Origin of the sequence: Acrocarpospora corrugata, assembly GCF_009687845.1 — a bacterium.
In the GTDB taxonomy this organism is placed as follows: domain Bacteria; phylum Actinomycetota; class Actinomycetes; order Streptosporangiales; family Streptosporangiaceae; genus Acrocarpospora; species Acrocarpospora corrugata.
On the sequence record NZ_BLAD01000072.1, the window covers coordinates 1 to 17,124 of the forward strand.

Sequence of the window (17,124 nt, forward strand, 5' to 3'; positions counted from 1 at the left end):
GAGGGTGTGTGGGGGCGCGGGGTGCCGCCGGTGGGGCCTGAGCCGACGACTATCTCTACGCGCCAGGTGCCGCCGAGGACGTCGCCGAGGGCGGCTGCCACTACCTCGTCTCGTTTGCCCTTGAGGAAGCCTTGGACGTCGCCGGGCTTTTCGAAACCGACTGTGACGATGTTGCCTTCGGCGCCCAGCAGGCGGCCTTGGGCGTTGAGGATCATCCAGGCGACCCGCTGACGGGTTTTGACGGCTTCCAGGACGTGCGGCCAGGCCTGCATGACGGCGCCCACACCGGACGGTTCCGATGGTGCGGAGGAGGCCGGGGGTGCCGAGGATGCGGACACGGCGGGGGGCGGCGGGGTGCTGGGCATGCCCGGCCGCGCTGCCGTGGGCCAGTCGTCGTCGGCGGGGGCTCGGCCACCGTTGCGTGGTTCGGGAACCGCGCCCGTCGACGTGACGGGGTCGGCGGAGGGGGCTGCGGAGCCGGGAGCCGCAGCGGAGCCGTGGGTCGTCGCGCGAGCGGTAGTCGTACCGGATTCGGGGGCGGAAGGAGCCGCGTGGCCGGAAACTCCAGGTCCGTGGGCGGCAATCGCTCCAGGTCCGTGGGCGGCGGCCGCGCCAGATCCGTGGATGGGAGAAGTCGCGCGGGAGGAAGCCGCGCCGGATCCGTAGGCGGGAGGGTTCGCGCGGGCGGGAGCCGTACCAGCGGAGTCACCGCGTGGGCCTTCGCGTTCGAGGCGTTCCAGGCGGGCCATGAGGGCGGCTTCGCCCTGGGCCGCGGCGGGGAGGAGGAGGCGGGCGCACATGAGTTCGAGCAGGAGCCGAGGGGAGGCCGCGCCGCGCATTTCGGTCAGGCCGGTGTTGAAGACCTCAGCGGCGCGGGTCAGTTCGGCGGGGCCCATCGAGGCGGCCTGCACCTGCAGGCGCTCCAACTCGTCGGCGGGACGATCGAGCAGCCCGTTTCCGGCGGCTTCCGGCACATTCGCCAGGATGACCAGATCCCGGAAACGTTCCAGCAGATCCATCGCGAACCGCCGCGGATCGTGACCGCCCTCGGCGACACGGTTCACAGCGTGGAAGACATGCGCGCCGTCGCAGCGGGCGAACGCGTCGACGATCTCGTCGAGAAGGTCGCCATCGGTGTAACCGAGCAGGGAGACGGCCCGCTGGTAGGTGATGCCGGCGTCGTCCGCTCCCGCCAGCAGCTGATCCAGAATCGAGAGGGAGTCACGCGCGGAACCAGCCCCGGCGCGCACCACCAAGGGCAGCGCGGTCGGCTCGTACGGCACCGACTCCGACGCCAGGATCTCCTCCATGAGCTGCCGAAGCGTCCCAGGCGGCATCAACCGGAACGGATAGTGATGCGTCCGGGACTTGATCGTCCCGATGACCTTCTCCGGCTCCGTGGTCGCGAAGACGAACTTGAGATGCGGCGGCGGCTCCTCGACGAGCTTGAGCAGCGCGTTGAACCCCTCCCGGGTCACCATGTGCGCCTCGTCGATGATGTAAATCTTGAACCGCGCGGAAACCGGCGCGAAGAACGCGCGCTCCCGCAGGTCACGGGCGTCATCGACACCACCGTGCGAAGCCGCGTCGATCTCGATCACATCAAGGTGGCCGGGCCCGGTCGGCGCCAGCGCCACACACGACTCACAGATTCCACACGGATCCGGCGTCGGCCCCTGCTCGCAGTTCAGACTCCGCGCGAGAATCCGGGCGCTGGACGTCTTCCCGCAGCCGCGCGGCCCGCTGAACAGATACGCATGATTGATCCGCCCACTCCGCAACGCCTGGCGCAGCGGCTCGGTGACGTGTTCCTGCCCCTTGACCTCTGCGAACGTCCCTGGCCGGTACTTGCGGTAGAGCGCGAGACTCATACGGTCTCCTCGGGGAGAGCGTCGCCGATGGTTGGCCTGGGACCAGCGAGGATCCCAAAACCAGAAGACCCCCCGCACACCCGCCAGAGCCCGCTTATCCTTGCTGCCTTCCGGCCCTGGGGAGGTTCACAGGATGACGCCGCGCGAGGGGTCCTGACACAGTCTAGCCGTGCCGGGCAGTGCATGGGGCCACCTCGGAATGGGCGCGGCATCCGCTGAGTCATGTAAGCTTCTCGACGGAGGATTCGCCTAGTTGGCCTAGGGCGCACGCTTGGAAAGCGTGTTGGGGGCAACCCCTCAGGAGTTCGAATCTCCTATCCTCCGCGCTTGGTTGAGCAGCAGAAACACGAAGGGCCCGGACCGATCCAGCCGGGCCCTTTCGTGCGTTTGGGGCTCAGTCGGAGTTTGACGGCGATGTGACCCGGTCGACGGACCAGGGTGCCGGGGACATCGGCACCCTCAACAACTGCAGAACATCGTCAAGGTGGCGGTCGGCTGCCCGCCTCCCTGTCGCCCCGCAGTGTTGGGGGCAGCCCCTCACGAGTTCGAATCTCGTATCCTCCGTCTGCGCCCGACCGGGCAAGATAACAGCCAGTATCCATCTGGATACTGGCTTGTTGTCATACTCCGGCTCTACCTGTGACAGCACTCCCGACCCGCTGTGAGATATCATGAGACGAGCACTTGATATCAAGGGAGGTATATCGATGAGCCGTACCGTGATCGATCTGGACGACGAACTGGTCGCCGACGTCGCCAAAGCACTCGGAACCAGCACCAAGAAGGAGACCGTCAACACGGCCCTCCGCGAGGTGCTGGAGCACCGACGCCGAGCACTCGCGCTCGTCCGGCTCCGTTCCAGCGCCTCCGAAGGCACCTTCGACCTCGAACTCTTCGAGGACAAAAGCAACTACCGTCGATGAACGCCGCCCAGTTCCTGATCGATACCAGCGCCCTCGCCCGCTTCATGCACCTCGACGCCGACCAGTACGGCTGGGACCAGGCGGCGACGGCCGGACTCATCGCCGTCTGCCCCATCACCGAACTCGAGTTCTTCTACAGCGCCCGATCCATTGCAGACCGAGAGCAGGGCATCGAAGACCTGCGCCTGTTGTTCGGCTGGACCCCCATCGATGACCGCGCCTACGATCGGGCATGGAGAGTCCAAGAAGCCCTGACCAAACGAGGACAGCACCGAAGCGCAGGCCCCGTCGACCTCGTCCTCGCCGCTACAGCTGAGCTCCAGGGACTGACGCTCCTCCACCGCGACCGGGACTTCGAGTGCATCGCCCAGGTCACTGGCCAAGCCCTTCAGTGGTACGGCCCAGAGCCAGGCAAGTAACTGGCGCAGCCAAGCGGATCTAAGCAGATCGGTGACCCGACACAGCGAGTGATCAACTCCTATGGTTTCGATCGACCACGCGCACTCGAACTGCTCCATGCCCGCCACCGCATTCCACAAGAACGTCTCAGCCTCAAAGCACTGCGTCGAGATCTCGGTTTCTGGGACGACCTCGCCGCAGCTTCCCAGTGAGCTGATCCACCCTGAGCCCAAAGCGGCCCACCCGTTTTGTGGGGGTCTCAGTTCGCCCCCGTCCGGGACCGTTCAGCGGGAGCTGTCGACGGCGCTCATGCCCAGCTCAGCGACCCACCGGACTGCCGTGTATCTAGAGCCGCAGACTTGGAAAGCGTGTTGGGGGCAACCCCTCAGGAGTTCGAATCTCCTATCCTCCGCGCTTGGTTGAGCAGCAGAAACACGAAGGGCCCGGACCGATCCAGCCGGGCCCTTTCGTGCGTCCGGGCCCAGAACCTCGTGACCACTCCGAGCCGCCCGCCCAATTCAAGCCACCCAAAGAGAATACACACAGCAACTCCCGCACTCTATATAGGAGTAGTACACCTTTCCTATATATGAGCCGCCACTCCCAATACCTGACGGTCACCGGAACATGATTCTGATTATCCGACCATCGCGACTAGTGGTCTACGAACACTATATGCGTCCCCACTAAGGATGACCTGGCCATATGCCTTGTTGGAGAACTAAACCACCGCCCATGCCTACGGCCTCTTCGGGCTGGACAGGACGTTTCACCAGACCCCAGTGGGAGTCAATCGACGACTAAATTCCGACAAGGCTCCTTCAACCACTTTCGACGCGCTACTCTGGCATGCACGGAGCTCCGAGCACGACAGAAAAGAAACAGCCCCCCCGGTGCAAGCGGAGGGGCTGCCATTCATCCCGTACGACTATTAGGAGTCATACGTGCGCGTCAGCTTACGCGAGAATCCGCAACTCGGCCTGAACAACTGGGCGACGACCATTCCCGAGGCCCTCCTCGGAACCGCCCCGGCGGTCGTCTACTGTGCCACCGGCCTACTCCTCGTCCTCATCTTCGGCGTGGTCCTCCCTGCCGTCTGGTCCCGCTACGCGGCCCGCCGCCGTGACGCCCGGCACACCCTGGACCGGCTGGTACGCCTCCTCCGCCGCCCAGAGTAAATCGTCCGAGTATGGGGATGATTACGTAGAGTTATGCACCGGGCGTTCGGGGGAGCGGCGCGGATGGATTTCAGAGACGACGCCGAGTTGGATCCGTCCCAGGTGGAGGACACCCGCGCCGCGGGCCCTCAGCGCCGCGGAGGCGGATCCATGCCCGGCTGCGGCGCCCTGCCGATCGGCGGTAAAGGCGGCTGCCTGCTCGCCATGCTCGGCCTGGGCGCCCTGCTCCTGTTCGGCCAGCCCTTGATGAGCGGCCTGACCACGGACAACCAGCCGGGCCAGTACCGCCCGGCCCCCGAACCCTCCGGAAACCTCGCCGATCGCTGCAAACGGGGCTCCGACGCCGACCAATCCGAGGACTGCCGGATCGTCGGCATCGTCAACAGCATCCAGAGCTACTGGAAACAAGCATTCGCCGGCCGCAATCGCACGTACACACCGGCCAAGACCCAACTCTTCGGCGGCGCACGCACGACAGTATCCACAGCCTGTGGAAAAGCCGACTCCTCCGTCGGCCCCTTCTACTGCCCCGCCGACCAGAAGGTCTATCTCGACCTCAGCTTCTTCAACGACCTCGAAACCCGCTTCGGCGCACAAGGCGGACCTTTCGCCCAGGCTTACGTCGTCGCCCACGAGTACGGTCACCACGTCCAGCACTTGCTCGGCACGATGCGCCGGGTCGGCAACGATCGCCAGGGCGCCAACAGCGGCGCGGTCCGGCTAGAACTCCAGGCCGACTGCTACGCCGGAGTATGGGCGAACAACGCGGTCCGTACCGGCTTCTACACCGAACCTTTCAGCCGGCGCGACATCGACCAGGCGCTCAGCGCCGCCGCGGCCGTCGGCGACGACAGCATCCAGCGCCGCACCCAGGGCTACGTCACCCCCGACGGCTTCACCCACGGCACCTCGGCACAGCGCGAGAAGTGGTTCACCATCGGCTACCAGTACGGCGATCCCGGCCGCTGCGACACGTTCACCGGAGCGATCTGAGGGCAGTGCGCAGGTCGGTATCAACCGACACGGGAGCGTCCCCGATGGATTTCGACGATCAAGCGCAACTGGACACATCCCAGGTGGAGAACCGGGGCGGCGGCCGCGGCGGCGGGCTCGCGATCGGCGGCGGCGCCGCCGGGATCATCGCCCTCATCGTGGCCCTGGTCTTCGGGATCAACCCCGGCGACATCATGGGCGGCGGCGACCAGCCCGCCGGCGTGCAGCCCACCTCCGACCTCAGCGAGAAGTGCAAGACCGGCGCCGACGCCGACCAGGACGAGCAGTGCCGGGTCGTCGGCGTGGTCAACAGCATCCAGGAATACTGGGAAGGCGAGGTCAGCGGCTACGAACCCGCCAAGACCAGCCTGTTCACCGGCGGCGTCCAGACCGGCTGCGGCAACGCCGACTCCTCGGTCGGCCCGTTCTACTGCCCCAGCGACCGCAACGTCTACCTGGACCTGACCTTCTTCGACCAGCTCCAGTCACAGTTCGGCGCCTCCGGCGGACCTTTCGCCCAGGCATACGTCATAGCCCACGAGTACGGTCACCACATCCAGAACCTGACCGGCACCATGGACAAGATCAGCCAGGACCAGGGCCCGGAGAGCGACTCCGTCCGACTGGAGCTCCAGGCCGACTGCTTCGCCGGCGTCTGGGCCAAGAACGCGGTGAGCACCGGCTTCTACGCCGAAGCGTTCACCCAGACCGACATCAAGGAAGCCCTCGACGCCGCCTCCGCCGTCGGCGACGACAGCATCCAGGAGCGCACCCAGGGCCGCGTCACCCCCGACGCCTTCACCCACGGCACCTCGGAGCAGCGCGTCAAGTGGTTCACCTCCGGCTACGAGTCCGGCGACCCCGCCCGCTGCGACACCTTCTCCGGCACTCTCTGACCAGCAGGCAAAGCAGCCCCTTTTCTCCTAAACTACGTAGCGTGATCTTTAAGTTGGTCGGCGATGGACGCCCCTACCCCGAGCATGGCCTCGGCCATCGCGAGTGGGCCCAAATACCCCCCAGGCAAGTCAGACTCGACACCCTAGTAACCACGAAAGCGGTCCTCGACCTCCACTCCCTCCTGGCCAAAGACTCCACCTTCTACGGCGACCTGTTCCCCCATGTCGTCCAGTGGCAGGGCGAGCTCTACCTGGAGGACGGCCTCCACCGAGCCCTCCGCGCCGCCCTCCACCAACGCTCCGTCCTCCACGCCCGAGTCCTGGAACTAGAAAACTAACCCCCCGTCGGCCAGCCAGAACAAACGAGAGGATGTTCCCTGGCCGATTCCTAATCTGATGTGCCTGAGCGGCTCAGCTCGGGCCGGCGCGGTTTCGCCAACCCCGCGCCTTGCCTCGCTTCTTGGCTGCAGGAGGCCGGTACTCCTCCGGTCCGCGCACCGTCAACCGCCACACTCCCGGCCCGCGTTGGCTCGCGTACGCGCACATGGCCGCGAGATTCCGTGCCACCAGCTCCACCCGCTCGGCCACTCTCGATTGGCCCGGGAGCAGGAAAACCGGAACCCCGGCCTTGAGGTAGGCCCGATACTCATGCTCGCGCTCGAAGATGTGGATATCGCTGGCCAGCACGACCCAGCCTCTCGCACCGACGAGCGGCGACCAGTCCTCGTCATTGACACCGAGAGACTGCTCGCGGCTGCCGTACCACTCGGCGGGGGTGTGCACCGGATAGCCGAGGTCGAGCAGGAATCGGCGGACGCGCCGGGTGACGCTGTTCTCGTCGAGGTAGAACTCAGGCGGCGTGGCCCAGGAGGACGCGGGCGGCGATCCTGACGTCGGCGGCGGTGATTCCGAGTTCATCGGCGATCACCTCGGGCTCCTCCCCGGCTTTCAACATCGCCGCCGCCTCGGCCACTCTCGTCCCCGTTCCCGCGAAGTACGGCTGGCCGAAATGCTTCTGCGGATCGACGATCACATCGGACGGCAGGCACCGATCCAGCCTCAACATCGCCGGAAAGCCATTCTGGTCGCGGACCACGTACTGCAGATAGTCCGCGACGATCTCGCGGATGACCGTCTGCCACGACCGCGCCTCTATCAGTCCCGCGCCTGCCTTCGTCCGCGAGAAATCCCACAGGACGTCGATCCCGTCGGTGGCCAGTTCGGGAGCGAGCAACACGTACTCGGTGCCGAATGCCTCCTGAAGGCGCCGCAGCGCAGGCTTGATCTTGTGGGGCCGCACGCCGGCTTCGCGCAACGCTTTCAGCACGTGCGCCTCCGCGAGCGCCGCGAACGGAACGGTAGCCGCGCGCTGCTCCGGTTTCGGCAGGACGTGCAGGAGCGGCTGCTCCTGGCCGTAGCCTCTGGCCCAGTGATTGAAGGTCTGCTGCGGGATGCCGAGGAATCGTGCGGCGTCGCTCTGATTGAGCAATCCGGTTCTGGTTCTCATATCGTCCACGTCGCGCACCTCCTCGATTGTGTGCTGTCATCTTCGCTCACCACCCAACGAGTTTCGACAGTCACCCCGCCGCGCTATTTGGATGTCACGAATATGGCATCGATCACTACACAACGCATCCGAATGAGCGCAAAAAGAACCGCCGACCTCGGGAGGTCAGCGGTTGGTGTGGCGGTGGTGGTGGGATTTGAACCCACGGTAGGTTGCCCTACACGCGCTTTCGAGGCGCGCTCCATCGGCCACTAGGAGACACCACCGCGGAGCAGCTTACCGGACAAAGGTGGGTGGGCGCGCCTGCATTCAGGGGCGGCGGGCTGCGAAGAAGGTGCGGAGCAGGGTGGTGGATTCGTCGGCGAGGACGCCCATCAGGACTTCGGGGCGGTGGTTGAGACGGCGGTCGCGCAGGACGTCCCAGAGGGAACCGGCGGCGCCGGCCTTCTCGTCGGGAGCGGCGTAGACGACACGGGCGATGCGAGCCTGTACGGCGGCGCCGGCGCACATCGTGCAGGGTTCCAGGGTGACGACCAGGGTGCAGCCGGTGAGCCGCCAGTCCCCCCGAGCGGCGGCCCGCATGGCGAGAATCTCCGCGTGAGCGGTCGGATCGTGAGTCGCCTCCCGAGCGTTCCCAGCCTCGGACAGGACCTCCCCGGAAGGCCCGAGCACGACGGCGCCGACGGGAACCTCGCCCCGCTCGCCGGCCAGGGCGGCTTGCGCCAGCGCCACCCGCATGGCGACCTCGTACGTCACCGCAACCGATCTAGCTCGTCCCCGAAGGACAACCGCTCGGCGACCACGGAGAGCGTGTCGGCGGGCAGCATGCCCTCCTCCATGCTGAGCTCCAGCAGCTCCTCCGCGCTCAGCCCGAAGTCGGCCAGCAACTCGAAGTCCCCGGCGGGCCGGATCCCCAGATCGGGCGTCTCCTTGTCCACCGCGACCCCGGCCAGCTCCGCGAAGAGCTCCCCGAGGGAGTCGGTCAGCCCGGCCTGCGCGTCGGACAGGAAGACCCGGGGGTCGGCCTCCCCGTCGTACCGGACGATGGCGAACCATTCGTCCTCTACTTCGACGCACAGCACGGCCAGTTCGTCGCCGGTCAGCCCGAGGGCCTCCTGGACGGCGTCGCCGACGTCGTCGGCGATCTCCGCCTCGGTGAGGTCGACCTCGGCCCCGGTCCAGCCGGTGCCGTTGCGCAGGAAGGCGGCGGCGAAGAGATTCGGTCTCGAAGGCATGTCCAGCTCCCGACGTCAGCCGGTGGCGGCGTCGACGGCACGTTCGAAGGGGTCGCGGAATCCGAGGCGCGCGGCGATGCTGAAGAGCACCTCGTCGGGGTAGAGGTCGTCGTCGCCGGAGAGCGCGCCGAGTTCCATCTCGTCTAGGCCGAGGTCGGCGAAGACCGACAGGTCGCCACAGGGTAGGACGCTGTCGAGTTCCTCCTCCTCGGGCACGGGCACGTCGAGGTAGTCGAGCACCTGGGTGGCCAGCGGCCACTCCCAGGCGGCGGTGATGTCGGAGAGGAAGACACTGACGCGTTCACCGAAGACCCGTAACGCCACGAAGAAGTCATCCCCCACCGCGACCAAGCCAATCGTGCCGCCGTCGCTGGGCTGCTGGCGCAGGGCCTGGATGAGGCCACGGAGGTCGGAGGTCAGCGCGACCGGCAGCATCTCGGCTTCCCAGTGGTCGTCCTCGCGGTACACCACTATGGCGAAGTCAAGCGCGTCTTCGTCTGTCATCGGTTCTCCACCGGCGCTGTCTTCACGTTGGCCATGGTCCCAGAAGTGCGACGATGCCGTCTGGTGCTCGCGCCAAATTGTGATCAAAACAGCCGGGCTGCTTCCGGCGTCCCTAGAGGTTCGCGGTAAATTTTGCTGTCATGGAGACCTTTGTCGTTGATCATCCGCTTGTCGCCCACAAGCTCACCACGCTGCGCGACGTACGGACGGACTCGCCGACCTTCCGGCGACTGGCCGACGAACTGGTCACCCTGCTCGCGTACGAGGCCACCCGCGACGTCCGGGTCTCCCCGGTGACGGTGGACACGCCGCTGATGCCCGCCGAGGGGGTACGGCTGTCGCGCCCGGCTCCCCTGGTCGTGCCGATCCTGCGGGCCGGCCTGGGCATGCTGGACGGGATGATGCGCCTGCTGCCGACCGCCGAGGTCGGCTTCCTGGGCATGATCCGCAACGAGGAGACGCTGGAGGCGTCCACGTACGCGACCCGGCTGCCCGAGGACCTCTCCGGCCGCCAGTGTTACGTGCTGGACCCGATGCTGGCCACCGGCGGCACGCTGGCCGCCGCCATCCAGTTCCTGTTCGACCGCGGCGCCGTGGACGTGACCGCGCTCTGCCTGCTGGCGGCCCCTGAGGGCCTGGCGTACCTGGACGAGACCTTCAAGGACTCCGGTCACCCGATCCGGGTGGTCACGGCCGGCCTGGACGAGCGTCTCAACGACGTCGGCTACATCCTGCCCGGCCTCGGCGACGCGGGGGACCGCCTGTACGGCGTCGTCTGATCACCCCGATCTTGGACTTTCCCTCGTCATAGTTACAGCGCGTGTCGACACGGGTACGTAGAGTAATGACGACGTCTCTTTTGCGTCACTCGACGGACGCGATGCCAGGGAGAGCCATGAGTCAGCTTCCGGACAACAGTGATCGTTACGAGCAGGTCGAGGCCGCGCTCCGGGATGAGTTCGCGGGGGTGCACCCCGCCACGACCGTCACGCGCTGTATTCAGGCCGCCCACTATGGCGCTGTGGAAGTGACGGGTCATGCCTATCCCGGGCTGGTGGAGCGGATAGCGCGGAAACACCTGCAAGTCCTCGCCACCGTGCAGGGGTCATAACGACGCAGGATGTTCCGGCTTTTTCCGCTTTACCGAACATGGTGCCTGGGTAATCTATACCTCATGGGAGTGGTGACGGCAGTGCAGGTCAAGAAGATCCTTAAGTGGGGAGCTGTGGCCCTGGTGGCGTTCTACCTGTTGTCGAGGCCGCATGACGCAGCCGACACCGTGACGGGCGCCGTGACCGGCGTCATGAACGCCGCGGACTCCGTGGCCCAATTCTTCGCGCGGCTGAGCTGACATGAGACTCGTCACCCACGGGGATTCGGCCCCGTCGTCGGTCAACCGCTACCTCCTCCCCCATGAGCACCAGGTCATCATGGTCCGGCGACACCCGGCCGTGCTGCTCCGCCCGGTGGCCGAGATCTTCGGCGGCCTCATCCTGGCCGGCCTGCTGAGCAAGTGGCTGGGGGAGAACAACGGCGGCAACGCCCTCGTGGTGATCTGGTGGGCTTGGCTGCTGCTGTTGATCCGGTTCGTGTGGAAGGTCGCGGAATGGTCGGTGGACTATTTCGTGGTCACCTCGGCCCGCATGCTCCTCACCACCGGGCTGATCACGCGCAAGGTCGCGATGATGCCGCTCGGCAAGGTGACCGACATGAGCTTCCAGCGTGACCTGCTCGGACGCATGCTCGGGTACGGCGAGTTCGTGATGGAATCGGCCGGCCAAGATCAGGCCTTGCGGTCGGTCCCATACATCCCATATCCCGAGACGTTGTACCTCGAAGTTTGCCAAATGATTTTCCCGAGCAAGGACGACTCGGACGACTGACGTCCGTAATTGCGGCTTTCTCAGGTCGAATCCCGAGGTGTGGACAAAGGTTCGCCCTCGGGATTCTTGACGGGAGGGTTACCCGATTGAGTAGCTTCGTGCCATCATGGCGGGACCATTGACCATTCCCATGCCCTGAGAGACCAGATGCCGAGTCAGGGAACCATAGGTGACCGCGTCCGAGGCCTGCGGTTGAGCAGGCGCATGTCCCAAGCCCAGCTCGCCGGGCCGGATCTATCCGACAGCTACGTCTCACTGATCGAGTCGGGCAAGCGCACGCCGACCCCGGTCGTCGCGCGGCTGCTCGCGGAGAGGCTCGGCTGCACGACGGAGTTCCTGCTGCACGGGATCGAGCCGCGCCAGCGGATCGACACCGAACTGAGCCTCCGGCACGCGGAACTCGAACTCTTCCACGGCGACCCCGCGATGGCGGCCGACCGTTTCAGTGACATCGTCAAGGCCGCGGGCGAGGAGAACGCCATGCTCGCGGCGCACGCCCGCTTCGGCCGGGCCCGGGCGCTGGAGTCGCAGGGCCGGATCGGCCGTGCGGTCGAGGCGTTCGAGCGGCTGCGCCGGGAGGCCGCCGCGCATCCCGAGCGGCTCGCCGGGCTGCCGCTGACGGTCGCGCTGTGCCGCTGCTACCAGCGCGCCGGCGACCTGCAGCGGGCTCGTGACCTGGGCGCGCAGGCGCTCACCCAGGTCGAGCAGCTGAGCGTGGACCAGGGTGAGCTGGCGGTCGAACTGGCCGCCGCGCTGGTGGAGACCGAGACCGGGCTGCCCTTCGTGGACCGGGTGATCGCCGCCAACGGGGTGACCACGGTCGCCGACCGCAGCAACGAGATCCTGGCGCTCTGGCAGGCCAGCGTGACCGCCGCAGAAGGCGAGGACTCCGCGCTGGCCGTACAGCTGGCCGAGGACGCCATCGCCGCCGGACGGCCCGCGCGGATGGCCATCCGGATGGCCCGGGTCGCGATGCGCTGGGCGCGGATCGCCGTGACCGCCCCCGCGGATCAGGACCTGGACCGCGCCAATGAGCTGGCCACCGCCGCCGGTTCTGTCTTCGCGACCTTCCCCGCGGAGCTGCTGGACCACGCGCGCAGCCTGATCGTCCTGTCCCACGTACGGCTCCGCGCCGGCAGCCCGGGGGACGCCTCCGAGCTCGCCAACCGCGCTCTGGACGGCCTCGTCGGCGTCCGGGGGACGACTCCCGCGGCGGCCTATCTGGTGCTGGCGGAAGTGTCCTTGGCACGGTCCCAGGACGCGGGCAACGAGCTGCGCCGGGCGCAGGAGTTGCTCAGCGTGGCCGGCCCGCAACCGGACCGCGAGACCGCCAGGGCCTGGCGTGAGCTCGGCGACCTCTGGGGCAAGGCCGGTGCGCGGGAGAATCAGGCCAGGGCGTATCGTAGGGCGCTCGAAGCCGTGGGCATCCACGCGAACGTCCCCGGTACGGCTGTGCCTGCGGTGCTGACCCGATAGCTCCTCCCAGGGCATCCGGATTTGTGCTGGATGCCCTGGAATAATTAGGGTCGACCAGTCATTGACTCATGGGATGACTGGTTTCCCCGGAGGAGGCGGACTGTGAGTCTGCGTACGGCGCAGCGGGCGTCTCTCGTGGACCAGGTGATCGACCAGCTCAAGGAGCAGATCACTTCTGGTTCATGGCAGCTGCATGGCAAGATCCCTACCGAGACCGTGCTCGCCGAGCAGCTGGGCGTGGGACGCAACACCGTGCGGGAGGCGGTTCGCGCGCTCACCCACGCGGGCCTGCTCGACTGCCGCCAGGGCGACGGCACCTACGTCCGCGCCACCAGCGAACTGTCAGGCGCGATGGCCCGTCGGCTGCGCACCGCGGAGCAGCTGGAGATCCTTGAGGTGCGGCGCGCGCTTGAGGTCGAGGCGGCCAGACTGGCAGCCACTCGCCGGACCGACGCCGACATCGTGGCGATGGAAGGCGCGCTGGCCCGCCGCGAGCAGGCCTGGGCCGCGGGCGACCCCGACATCTTCGTGGAAGCCGATCTGGCCTTTCACGTGGCCGTTGTGCACGCCACCCACAACCGGGTCCTCATCGAGCTCTACGCCGACTTCTCGGCCGCGCTGCGGGCCAGCATCGCGGCGGCGGGCGGCTCCCTGGAGCAGAACTACATCCCCCACGACGGCATCGTCCGCGCCATCGCCGCCGGCGACGCGGCCGCCGCCGAGCACGCGGGCCACGCCTGCATGGAGCACATCCTGATCGCCCTCACCGACAGCACCGAACTCGGCTGACCGTCACGGTAAACGCAGCGACATGACCAGGTAGCGGAACGCCGGTTCCGCGCCGTCCTCGGTGATGAGCGCCGGGCGGGTGGGGGAGTCCATGTTGAGCTGGACATTCTCCGTGTCCACCCCCGCCAGCCCGTCCAGCAGGAACTGCGGCTGGAAGGCGATCACGATGTCCTCACCGGCCAGCTCGGCCTCGACCACCTCGGCCCCACGGCCGATGTCACCGCCACCCGACTGGATCAGCACCTCACCGCCGGAGAAGGTCAGCCGCACCGAGGCCGTGTTGCGCTCGGTGACCAGCGTGACCCGCTTGATCGCCTCGATGAACGCGGCGACCCTGATGGTGGCCCGGATCGGCCATTCGCTGGTCAGCCGGGCCCGGTAGTCGATGAACTGCTCGTCGAGCAGCCGCACGGTGGTCGCCTTGCCCAGGCTCTCGAACCCCGCGACATTGTTGCCCAGCCCGACGGAGACTTCACCGCCGCGCAGCGCCTTCGCCACGTCCACGAGCACCCTTGCCGGCACGACCACGGCATGCGCCGCGTCCTGCGATTCCGGGGTCCAGGCGAAATCCCGGGCAGCGATCCGATATCGGTCCGTGGCCGCCATCGACACGTTCTCGCCGTCGAAATCCATTCGCACGCCGGTCAGCATCGGCAGGGTGTCATCCCTGCTGGCGGCCACCGCCACCTGCGCCACCGCCGCCGCGAACACGCCCCCGCCGACCGCGCCGATCTTCGGCGGCAGCGCCGGCAACGTCGGGAAATCCTCCACCGGCAAGGTCAGCAGCCCGAACTCCGCGCTCCCGCACGTCAGCACCGCCTCAGACCCCGAGGTCACGATCTCCACCGGCTGCCCCGGCAGGCTCCGGGTGATCTCGGCGAGCACCCGCCCCGGAATCAGCACCCGCCCCGGCTCGGCGACGTCTGCCTCCAGCTCGGCCCGCGCCGACACGTCGTAGTCGAACGCGGAAACCCGCAGGTCACCGCCGGCTTCGAGCAACAACCCCGACAGCACCGGCAACGCCGGCCGCCCCGGCAGCACCCGGGCCGCCCAGGCCACCGCCTCGGCCAGCACATCCCGGTTGACCTGAACCTTCACCGCAACCTCCCGTGAGCCCACGTTCCGCTGCCAAGCTACCCACCGCCACCGACAGAATCCGTTCCCTCCCAGTCTGTCATCAGCCCTGGGCGCCCCTATTTGTCGTTGAGGCCCTATTTGTCGTTGAGGCCCTATTTGTCGTTCAGGTAGGCCAGCACGGCCAGCACCCGGCGGTTGTCGTCGTCGCTGGGGACCAGGTCGAGCTTGGCGAAGATGTTGGCCGTGTGCTTGCCCACCGCGCTCTCGCTCAGGAACAGGCGCTGCCCGATGGCGGCGTTCGACCTGCCCTCGGCCATCAGCTCCAGGACCTCACGCTCGCGCGGAGTCAGCCGGACCACCGGCTCGTTCCTGGAGTTGCTGGCCAGCAGCTTGGCGATCACCTCGGGGTCCATCGCGGTGCCGCCCCCGGCCACCCGGCGGACGGCGTCGATGAACTGCTCGGCGTTGAAGACGCGATCCTTGAGCAGGTAGCCGATGCCGCCGGTGCCGTCCGCGAGCAGCTCTCGCGCGTACAGCTGCTCGACATGCTGGGACAGCACGAGCACGGGCAGGCCGGGGATCTGGCGGCGGGCGGTCAGCGCGGCCTGCAGGCCCTCGTCGGTGAAGGTGGGCGGCAGCCGTACGTCCACGACGGCCACGTCGGGCCGGTGCTCGATCAGGGCGGCGAGCAGGTCGGGGCCTGACTCGACGGCCGCGACCACTTCGAAGCCATGCGCTCGCAGGAGCAGGACCAGGCCCTCGCGGAGAAGGTGCAGGTCTTCGGCCAGAACCACCCTCATGATCAGCAGCTTACGGCCTTATCCGGGTTTACCGACCCGGACAGCACGATTCCTCCTGCCAGCATGGTGGCGCCCAGCGCGATCATCCCGAAGACCGTCGGCCACTGCAGCGGCTCCGGCATGTAGAGGGCGAGGAACCAGGACTTCGTCGGAGCGCCGAAGATCAGGAAGAACCCGGCCACGATGCCCTGCGGGATGAGCGGAATCCAGCACACACTCCAGCAGAGCGCCATGAGCATCCCGCGCCAGCCAGTGTGCTTCGGCTCGGGCGTCTCGGTCGACAGCGCGAACGGGAGTTCCAGGGTCGCCACGGTGGGGCCGCCCGGCGGGCTGGTCAGCGCCAGCACCCCGTCGAACGTGGCCAACCGGCGCTCGATCCCCGCCAGGCCGCCGCCGGGATTCGACCGCGCGCCGCCAGGGCCGTCGTCGACGACGGTGACCCGGAGCGCCCGGTCGCGCCGGCTGATGTCGATGGCGACATTGGACGCGTGCCGGGAGGCGTTGGCGAGCAGCTCGGCCACCGAGAAGTACACCGCGGACTCCACCGGGGACTCCGGGCGCTCGTCCAGGTCGACCTCGACCTCGACCTTCAGCGGGCTGTCCAGGGCGAGCGCCCGGATCGCGTCGCCCAGGCCGCGTTCGGCCAGCACCGGCGGGTGGATGCCGCGGACCAGCTGCCGCAGCTCGGCCAGCGCCGTCGCCGACGCCTCCCTGGCCTTGGCCAGCAGCGCCTTGGCCGCCGCCGGGTCGCTCGTGATGAGCTGCTCGGCCGCGCCGATCGTCATGCCGACGGCCACCATCCGGGCCTGCGCGCCGTCGTGCAGGTCGCGCTCGATCCGGCGCAGCTCGGCGGCCTGCGAGTCGACCGCCTCGACCCGGACCTGGTTGAGGTGACGGACCTGGCCGATCAGCTGGGTGTTGGCGGTCGGGCCGAGCATGCCGGTGGCGTAGAAGCCGTAGATCCGCAGCGCCAGCGGCGCGACCACGACCGCGGCCACCGGGAACGCCAGGGCCCAGAGGTTGCCCAGCCAGACCTGGTAGAAGCCGTACCCGATCAGGAGGGTGGGGCCGGCGACCAGGACCGCGCGGGTCCACGGGTCGATCAGGAGCCAGACCAGTTCGCGGTAGGTCGCGGGGTCGCGCAGGAACCAGTTCAGGCGGGCGTTGAAGGCGGGGATGGTGGGTTTGCGGTAGAGGGTGCGGCCGTCCCGGTACCAGCCGTCGCGTTGCCGTACCGGCGGCGGGGGCTTGGGGTTGTACGGTTCGCCGATCTTGATGCCGATCCAGCGGTGGATCAGTTGGCGGTCCAGGCGGGCGACCGCGCGGATCAGGCGGATCGACGGGGGGAACAGGAACACCATGCCGAGGATGAACGACAGCAGCACGCCGGCGATCGCGACCAGCGCCGCCGGGATCTGAACGAGCACCACCGCGGACAGGGCCACGCCGTATCCAAGCGCCTTGATGTGCTTCATGGCCTCAAGTTTGGGCGAACCGGGCTCGTGGGGGCAGTGCACGGAGGCGTACAGCGGGGGTGGGGATAAGTACACCCGGGCTCGGTTTTCAACCGCATTCCGGGGCTGAGCCGTGGAA

Annotated in this window: 21 protein-coding genes, 2 tRNA genes and 1 other RNA gene; 13 read left to right on the forward strand and 11 right to left on the reverse strand. The window is 67.6% G+C overall.

Annotated features, from left to right (window positions below):
- Both Acor_RS28585 and ffs read right to left on the reverse strand, forming a co-directional pair.
- Positions 1 to 1,871, reverse strand: a 1,871-nt coding sequence (locus Acor_RS28585) for a DNA polymerase III subunit gamma and tau (RefSeq protein WP_155339864.1), incomplete at its 3' end; no start/stop codon positions are given.
- A 60-nt stretch (positions 1,872 to 1,931) separates the two neighbouring features.
- Positions 1,932 to 2,027, reverse strand: an RNA gene (gene ffs, locus Acor_RS28590) — signal recognition particle sRNA small type.
- Positions 2,028 to 2,109: 82 nt separating this feature from the next.
- Between ffs and Acor_RS28595 the strand changes: the two genes are divergently transcribed.
- From Acor_RS28595 to Acor_RS28625, 7 genes are all read left to right on the forward strand, one after another.
- Positions 2,110 to 2,195, forward strand: a tRNA-Ser gene (locus tag Acor_RS28595).
- A 383-nt stretch (positions 2,196 to 2,578) separates the two neighbouring features.
- Positions 2,579 to 2,794: a type II toxin-antitoxin system VapB family antitoxin gene (locus Acor_RS28600; protein WP_155339865.1), complete on the forward strand. Its 216-nt coding sequence runs from the start codon at positions 2,579 to 2,581 to the stop codon at positions 2,792 to 2,794.
- On the forward strand, positions 2,791 to 3,213 hold the full coding sequence (locus Acor_RS28605; RefSeq protein ID WP_155339866.1) for a PIN domain nuclease: 423 nt from the start codon (positions 2,791 to 2,793) through the stop codon (positions 3,211 to 3,213). The genes Acor_RS28600 and Acor_RS28605 overlap by 4 nt, the downstream gene beginning before the upstream one ends.
- Positions 3,214 to 4,137: 924 nt before the next feature.
- On the forward strand, positions 4,138 to 4,371 hold the full coding sequence (locus Acor_RS28610; protein WP_155339867.1) for a hypothetical protein: 234 nt from the start codon (positions 4,138 to 4,140) through the stop codon (positions 4,369 to 4,371).
- 63 nt (positions 4,372 to 4,434) lie between these two features.
- On the forward strand, positions 4,435 to 5,364 hold the full coding sequence (gene ypfJ, locus Acor_RS28615; protein WP_155339868.1) for a KPN_02809 family neutral zinc metallopeptidase: 930 nt from the start codon (positions 4,435 to 4,437) through the stop codon (positions 5,362 to 5,364).
- A 44-nt stretch (positions 5,365 to 5,408) separates the two neighbouring features.
- Positions 5,409 to 6,260, forward strand: coding sequence for a KPN_02809 family neutral zinc metallopeptidase (gene ypfJ / locus Acor_RS28620; protein WP_155339869.1), 852 nt, complete (start codon positions 5,409 to 5,411; stop codon positions 6,258 to 6,260).
- A 41-nt stretch (positions 6,261 to 6,301) separates the two neighbouring features.
- Positions 6,302 to 6,598, forward strand: a complete 297-nt coding sequence (locus Acor_RS28625) for a type II toxin-antitoxin system VapB family antitoxin (RefSeq protein WP_155339870.1) — start codon at positions 6,302 to 6,304, stop codon at positions 6,596 to 6,598.
- A 73-nt stretch (positions 6,599 to 6,671) separates the two neighbouring features.
- Here Acor_RS28625 and Acor_RS28630 read toward each other — a convergent pair whose 3' ends face one another.
- The 6 genes from Acor_RS28630 to Acor_RS28655 form a co-directional block, all read right to left on the reverse strand.
- Positions 6,672 to 7,178 (reverse strand): PIN-like domain-containing protein, encoded by a 507-nt coding sequence (locus tag Acor_RS28630; RefSeq protein ID WP_155339871.1) that lies wholly within the window; start codon positions 7,176 to 7,178, stop codon positions 6,672 to 6,674.
- Positions 7,111 to 7,785, reverse strand: coding sequence for a DUF433 domain-containing protein (locus tag Acor_RS28635; RefSeq protein ID WP_246239217.1), 675 nt, complete (start codon positions 7,783 to 7,785; stop codon positions 7,111 to 7,113). The genes Acor_RS28630 and Acor_RS28635 overlap by 68 nt, the downstream gene beginning before the upstream one ends.
- 160 nt (positions 7,786 to 7,945) lie before the next feature.
- Positions 7,946 to 8,033: transfer RNA gene (locus Acor_RS28640), tRNA-Ser, on the reverse strand.
- Between the two features lie 43 nt (positions 8,034 to 8,076).
- On the reverse strand, positions 8,077 to 8,505 hold the full coding sequence (gene tadA, locus Acor_RS44740; protein WP_155339934.1) for a tRNA adenosine(34) deaminase TadA: 429 nt from the start codon (positions 8,503 to 8,505) through the stop codon (positions 8,077 to 8,079).
- A 14-nt stretch (positions 8,506 to 8,519) separates the two neighbouring features.
- Positions 8,520 to 9,002, reverse strand: coding sequence for a tRNA adenosine deaminase-associated protein (locus Acor_RS44745; RefSeq protein ID WP_155339872.1), 483 nt, complete (start codon positions 9,000 to 9,002; stop codon positions 8,520 to 8,522).
- A 15-nt stretch (positions 9,003 to 9,017) separates the two neighbouring features.
- Positions 9,018 to 9,506: a tRNA adenosine deaminase-associated protein gene (locus tag Acor_RS28655; protein WP_155339873.1), complete on the reverse strand. Its 489-nt coding sequence runs from the start codon at positions 9,504 to 9,506 to the stop codon at positions 9,018 to 9,020.
- A gap of 140 nt (positions 9,507 to 9,646) precedes the next feature.
- On the opposite strand from Acor_RS28655, the gene upp reads away from it, so the two are divergent.
- The 6 genes from upp (at position 9,647) to Acor_RS28685 (ending at position 13,654) form a co-directional block, all read left to right on the forward strand.
- Entirely contained in the window at positions 9,647 to 10,285 is a 639-nt protein-coding gene (gene upp, locus Acor_RS28660; RefSeq protein WP_155339874.1) for a uracil phosphoribosyltransferase, read from the forward strand.
- Positions 10,286 to 10,401: 116 nt separating this feature from the next.
- Entirely contained in the window at positions 10,402 to 10,617 is a 216-nt protein-coding gene (locus Acor_RS28665) for a three-helix bundle dimerization domain-containing protein (protein WP_155339875.1), read from the forward strand.
- A 63-nt stretch (positions 10,618 to 10,680) separates the two neighbouring features.
- A complete protein-coding gene (locus Acor_RS28670) occupies positions 10,681 to 10,857 on the forward strand; it encodes a hypothetical protein (RefSeq protein ID WP_155339876.1) in 177 nt (58 codons plus the stop codon).
- A gap of 1 nt (position 10,858) precedes the next feature.
- Positions 10,859 to 11,389 carry a PH domain-containing protein gene (locus Acor_RS28675; RefSeq protein WP_155339877.1) on the forward strand — a complete coding sequence of 177 codons (531 nt, stop codon included), beginning with the start codon at positions 10,859 to 10,861 and terminating at the stop codon, positions 11,387 to 11,389.
- Positions 11,390 to 11,536: 147 nt separating this feature from the next.
- Positions 11,537 to 12,865, forward strand: a complete 1,329-nt coding sequence (locus Acor_RS28680; RefSeq protein ID WP_155339878.1) for a helix-turn-helix domain-containing protein — start codon at positions 11,537 to 11,539, stop codon at positions 12,863 to 12,865.
- 102 nt (positions 12,866 to 12,967) lie between these two features.
- Positions 12,968 to 13,654 (forward strand): FadR/GntR family transcriptional regulator, encoded by a 687-nt coding sequence (locus tag Acor_RS28685; protein WP_155339879.1) that lies wholly within the window; start codon positions 12,968 to 12,970, stop codon positions 13,652 to 13,654.
- Between the two features lie 3 nt (positions 13,655 to 13,657).
- On the opposite strand, the gene dnaN is transcribed toward Acor_RS28685, so the two are convergent.
- The 3 genes from dnaN to Acor_RS28700 all read right to left on the reverse strand — a co-directional run bounded on the left by dnaN (position 13,658) and on the right by Acor_RS28700 (position 17,006).
- Positions 13,658 to 14,752 (reverse strand): DNA polymerase III subunit beta, encoded by a 1,095-nt coding sequence (gene dnaN / locus Acor_RS28690; RefSeq protein ID WP_155339880.1) that lies wholly within the window; start codon positions 14,750 to 14,752, stop codon positions 13,658 to 13,660.
- 131 nt (positions 14,753 to 14,883) lie between these two features.
- Positions 14,884 to 15,531 carry a response regulator gene (locus tag Acor_RS28695; RefSeq protein ID WP_155339881.1) on the reverse strand — a complete coding sequence of 216 codons (648 nt, stop codon included), beginning with the start codon at positions 15,529 to 15,531 and terminating at the stop codon, positions 14,884 to 14,886.
- Between the two features lie 2 nt (positions 15,532 to 15,533).
- Positions 15,534 to 17,006 carry a sensor histidine kinase gene (locus Acor_RS28700; protein WP_170317118.1) on the reverse strand — a complete coding sequence of 491 codons (1,473 nt, stop codon included), beginning with the start codon at positions 17,004 to 17,006 and terminating at the stop codon, positions 15,534 to 15,536.
- Positions 17,007 to 17,124 lie beyond the last annotated feature (118 nt).